The 4,172-nt window shown below is 58.3% G+C and carries 7 protein-coding genes; 2 read left to right on the plus strand and 5 right to left on the minus strand.

Annotated elements, in window-relative coordinates; all coding sequences use genetic code 11:
• Positions 1-260: 260 nt before the first annotated feature.
• Genes ACRC1E_RS00210 through ACRC1E_RS00220 form a run of 3 tightly spaced genes read right to left on the minus strand, consistent with a single transcriptional unit; the run spans position 261 to position 1,819 of the window.
• Positions 261-728 (minus strand): SixA phosphatase family protein, encoded by a 468-nt coding sequence (locus ACRC1E_RS00210; RefSeq protein ID WP_438513095.1) that lies wholly within the window; start codon positions 726-728, stop codon positions 261-263.
• A 27-nt stretch (positions 729-755) separates the two neighbouring features.
• Positions 756-1,472: an LrgB family protein gene (locus tag ACRC1E_RS00215; RefSeq protein WP_438513096.1), complete on the minus strand. Its 717-nt coding sequence runs from the start codon at positions 1,470-1,472 to the stop codon at positions 756-758.
• Complete coding sequence (locus ACRC1E_RS00220) at positions 1,469-1,819, minus strand: CidA/LrgA family protein (protein ID WP_438513097.1); 351 nt, start codon at positions 1,817-1,819, stop codon at positions 1,469-1,471. The genes ACRC1E_RS00215 and ACRC1E_RS00220 overlap by 4 nt, the downstream gene beginning before the upstream one ends.
• 66 nt (positions 1,820-1,885) lie before the next feature.
• Here ACRC1E_RS00220 and ACRC1E_RS00225 point away from each other — a divergent pair, with 66 nt between their 5' ends.
• Complete coding sequence (locus ACRC1E_RS00225; RefSeq protein WP_438513098.1) at positions 1,886-2,410, plus strand: chorismate--pyruvate lyase family protein; 525 nt, start codon at positions 1,886-1,888, stop codon at positions 2,408-2,410.
• The gene (gene ubiA, locus ACRC1E_RS00230) at positions 2,410-3,282 is read left to right on the plus strand and encodes a 4-hydroxybenzoate octaprenyltransferase (protein ID WP_438513099.1); all 873 of its coding nucleotides are present in this window, start codon (positions 2,410-2,412) and stop codon (positions 3,280-3,282) included. The genes ACRC1E_RS00225 and ubiA overlap by 1 nt, the downstream gene beginning before the upstream one ends.
• A 60-nt stretch (positions 3,283-3,342) precedes the next feature.
• On the opposite strand, the gene ACRC1E_RS00235 is transcribed toward ubiA, so the two are convergent.
• Together ACRC1E_RS00235 and ACRC1E_RS00240 are read right to left on the minus strand one after the other, a co-directional pair.
• The gene (locus ACRC1E_RS00235) at positions 3,343-3,771 is read right to left on the minus strand and encodes a hypothetical protein (RefSeq protein ID WP_438513100.1); all 429 of its coding nucleotides are present in this window, start codon (positions 3,769-3,771) and stop codon (positions 3,343-3,345) included.
• Positions 3,771-4,172 (minus strand): thiamine phosphate synthase (locus tag ACRC1E_RS00240; RefSeq protein WP_438513101.1); only part of this gene is annotated, 402 nt, incomplete at its 5' end. The genes ACRC1E_RS00240 and ACRC1E_RS00235, both read right to left, overlap by 1 nt.

Below are 4,172 nucleotides of genomic sequence, written 5' to 3' on the forward strand. Positions count from 1 at the left end.
AATCTTCTTGCAGTGCGAGTGTTTGGCATCGCCAAGCACTCACACCTATCGGTTGTTCGTGTTGTTAAAGAGCAGTGCCTATCCGCTTGTTTCGTTTGCGGCGTCAGCTGAGGAGGCGAAATATACGCACTACCGACAGGGGCGTCAACACTGATCGCGCAATAAAATGCTTAGGCCAGCCACGAATCAAACCAATAAATACTCAAGCTACTGATAAACAAAGAAATATTCAATATTATTGTTTTTCAAAAAAAGAGGGCTTAACCCTCATCACCATCCAGCATGGACACCGGCAACATCGCTTTTAACCTGACTTGCTCGATATCCCCATGCGCTTTATGGCTTAGCCACCAGATACTGCCCTTTTTTACACTCAGGAATAAAGCTTGCTCACACAAAAGCATGGCGGCGAGACGGCCTATATAGGGTTGATGCCCAACCAGCACCACCGTACGCCCCGCTTTTGGCCACTGGACAGCACGCAGCACCTGATCCCAGCTCGCATCCGGATTGAGCTCGGGCATGGACTCGTAGCTTTTCCCCAGATAGGCGGCCGTTTGTTGCGAACGGAGCGCTTCGGAGGCGAGCAAGACATAGCCATCCGGTAGATGCCGGCGCAACCAGCGCGCCATCTGACTGGCTTGCTTGTGACCACGCCGCGTCAGCTCCCGCGACTGATCATGGTCTCCATCTTCAGCTTCGGCATGACGCCATAACACCAGATCCACGGCACAACTCCTGTTTAAAGATAGTCACTACGATAAGTAATGGACAATGAGCGGCACCAGCACAGCTGTCAATAAGCCATTCAGCCCCATAGCCAGCCCGGCAAATGCGCCTGCGGATTCCGATAATTGAAATACGCGGGCGGTACCGATACCGTGCGCGGCAATACCGGTCGCAAAGCCCAGCACGACAGGATCCCGCCACCCCAAATAGCTAAACAATGGCTTGACCAGCACGGCCCCCAGGATGCCGGACACAATCACAAAGGTCGCCGTGAGCGCCGGAATCCCGCCTATCGCCTCGGCGACCCCCATGGCTATCGGCGTCGTAACCGAACGCGGCATCAACGATAAGGCCACATTCCGTGTTAGCCCCAGGCCCTGCGCCATCCACCATGCACTCATGATGCCGGCCAGCGAACCAACCACTAGCGCAGCCGCCAAGGGGCCGGCAGCACGTTTCAGCCTGGGAAGATTATGGTATAGCGGCACCGCCAATGCGACCGTCGCCGGCCCCAGCAGCAACAGGATAAAACGCCCGCCTTCCATATAGGCGTCGTAACTGATGCCGGACGATAGCAGCAGGGCAATCACCAATAAGGTGCCGACCAGCACCGTATTTGCCAGCGGGTGGCCATGACAACGCTTGTTCAGCACAATAGCCAGCTTATAAGCCAGCAAAGTCATAAAGATGCCGGCTATGGGCGAGACGGCGATCCGCGATAACACATCAGCCCCCATCATCATGTCCGCTCCTGTTGGCGGGCAAGCAGGTACTTCAGCACCAACGCCGCTAGCAATAAGGGCACCAAGGTAGACACCAGCAATGCCAGCAGCAAAGACCAACCGGATGCCAGCAGCAAAGGCCACCATGCCAGCAAACCTACGCCGGCCGGAATGAACAGCAAAGACATATTGGAAAGCAGAACCGGCACATGCTGCTGCAAGCCTTGCGGCACCGAGCGGCGGAGCACGAGTGTTATAAACAGTAACAACATGCCGATAACCGCACCGGGCACAGGCAAACCCAGCCAGCGCACGATAAACTCACCCAATAATTGATAACCCGTCAACCACAGCACCATATCCAGCATCTTTCCCTCTCTTATCCCTGCATCACCGCACGACAAGCCCCTGCCACATTTGGCATAATGCGCGCCATGGTTACCGACTCTATCTGGCTGGAATCTCCGCCGACAACAACACCCGCCATCGCCGAGTGCCTGACCGAGGCCGGCTCGCTGACCGAACGCCTGATGGCCAGTGGCCGGCACTTTGGCATCCATGTTTTATTCCAAGGGGGTAATACTGCACTGCTTACGGAAGCGCCGCTACTGGAAATCGCCCCACAGGCCATCCTGTATGCGCGCCATGTGGTGTTACTGCTAGACGATATCCCGGTCGTAGTTGCGCGTAGCGTATGCCGCATAGCCTGTCCGCAATGGTCGTGCCTACTGGACCGAGGCAGCCAATCGTTGGGCTACACCCTGTTTGGCGGCTTGCCGGCACTCGAACGCGGCGCCTTGCACTTCAGCACGCAACAGGCACCGGCAACCTTGCACACGCTGGCTAGCGCCTATACCGCCGCCACAACACTAGCGGCCAGACGCTGCCTGTTTACGCTGCACGATGCCCCTTTGCTGGTGAGCGAAGTTTTCCTACCCGAACTCGAGAGTCTGGCCTGATGCCGAAGTACACACTGCATGAGCGCCTGAGCGTCTACCTGCAATTGATGCGTGCCGACAAGCCGATAGGCACGCTGCTGCTGCTCTGGCCTACGCTGTGGGGATTGTGGATAGCGGGCGATGGCCGGCCTGACTGGCTGATAGTGGCGATCTTTATTACCGGGACGTTCCTGATGCGCTCGGCCGGTTGCGTCATCAATGACTACGCCGATCGCCATATCGATGCCCATGTCGAGCGCACCCGCATGCGCCCGTTTGCCCGTGGCGCGGTCAGCGGCAAGGAAGCCCTGCTCTTGGCCGGCGCACTGGCCTTGCTATCCTTCCTGCTGATTTTTCCGCTCAACCGGCTGACCTGGGCGATGAGCCTGCCGGCACTGTTTCTGGCGGCGACCTACCCCTACACCAAACGCTTCTTTCCCCTGCCGCAGGCCTATCTGGGGCTGGCGTTTTCTTTCGGCATTCCGATGGCTTTTGCCGCACAAAGCGGCGAAGTCCCCGCCATAGCCTGGCTAATTCTGGTGGCCAATCTGTTCTGGACCATCGCCTACGACACCGAATACGCCATCGTCGACAAACCGGATGACCTTAAAATCGGCATCAAGACTTCGGCCATCACCTTCGGCCGCTACGATGTCGCGGCCGTCATGCTGTGCCACGGCATTTTTCTGGCCATGCTGCTGCTGCTGGGCAATATACTGGCCATGAACTGGCCGTATTTTACCGCCGTCGCACTATCGGCCATTTTGCTGGGGCTGCAGTATTTCGAGATCCGCGCACGCGACCGGACGCGCTGCTTCAAGGCCTTCCTGTCCAATAACCGGGTGGGGCTGCTGATTTTCCTCGGCATCGCGAGCGACTATCTACTGCGCTAAAACCTGAAAAAATCGCGGCGCCCGAGAACGGTGCGCCGCGATGTTTATCTGCCTGCGTGCTTAGCGCACGGCAAACGGAATGATATAGCGCTGCCCGTCCAGCAATAGCGTCATCAGCCAGTCCTTGCTGCCGCTCACGCACACCGGTAAATGCACCTTGGCGCTCCAGATATCCCCTTCGCGCACAAAGCCGTAGCGGTTAAAGCCCATATCCATAGACTGCATGGCAAATTCGGCCTTGGGCGCGGCCTCACCCGCACCGCGAATATCGATCACAAAAGGCTGACCGGCGGCAGGCGCCTGACGGAATGTAACTTCGCCCCCATCAGGCAGGGCACAAGCCGTTTGCAGATTGCAATTCAGCGTCACAGCCTGCGGCAGTTCTACCTTGTCCTGCTGCAGATAGCGGCCGATCAGTACAAACTTGATGGCGGCCAGGGCAAACAGGGCCAGCGCCAATAGCAGCAATTTTTTTTGTTTCAGCGTCATCATATCTTCCCCAAGCTTAGCGCCACACCATGCGCACCATGCCGGCGCGCCTCGCTGAGACCATCCGCCCCGCCCTGCCCTGCGGCAAACACCGGCAGCGGGATGCCTGCCGCCAGTGCGGCAGAAAAAGTATCCCAGTTGCGAACGGGCCTTGCCGGCCCATCCGTCGCCAGCACCGCATAATCCAGTCCCAAGCCCGCGGCATACGCCAACGCCTCAGCCGAAGAAGCATCCGTCCCCACCCAGGCAAAGTCCGGCCGGACCTCAAGCCGCGCCAAAACGTCGGCCGACACATGCACGCCATCGACCGGCAGGCCGGCAAGCCAGGCAGGATCGGCCTTGGCCAGCAGCAAACTACCCTGTGCATGCACCCGTGGCGCCAGATCCTGCAATAGCCGCGC

Origin of the sequence: Craterilacuibacter sp. (genome assembly GCF_051659485.1) — a bacterium.
Taxonomy (GTDB): domain Bacteria; phylum Pseudomonadota; class Gammaproteobacteria; order Burkholderiales; family Chromobacteriaceae; genus Craterilacuibacter.

Excerpts from the sequence above, each read along its gene's own strand:
- ACRC1E_RS00215 (WP_438513096.1), bottom strand. The coding sequence starts at position 1,472 with ATGATGATGGGGGCTGATGTGTTATCGCGGATCGCCGTCTCGCCCATA.
- ACRC1E_RS00220 (WP_438513097.1), bottom strand. The coding sequence starts at position 1,819 with ATGCTGGATATGGTGCTGTGGTTGACGGGTTATCAATTATTGGGTGAG.
- ACRC1E_RS00225 (WP_438513098.1), top strand. The coding sequence starts at position 1,886 with ATGGTTACCGACTCTATCTGGCTGGAATCTCCGCCGACAACAACACCC.
- ubiA (WP_438513099.1), top strand. The coding sequence starts at position 2,410 with ATGCCGAAGTACACACTGCATGAGCGCCTGAGCGTCTACCTGCAATTG.
- ACRC1E_RS00235 (WP_438513100.1), bottom strand. The coding sequence starts at position 3,771 with ATGACGCTGAAACAAAAAAAATTGCTGCTATTGGCGCTGGCCCTGTTT.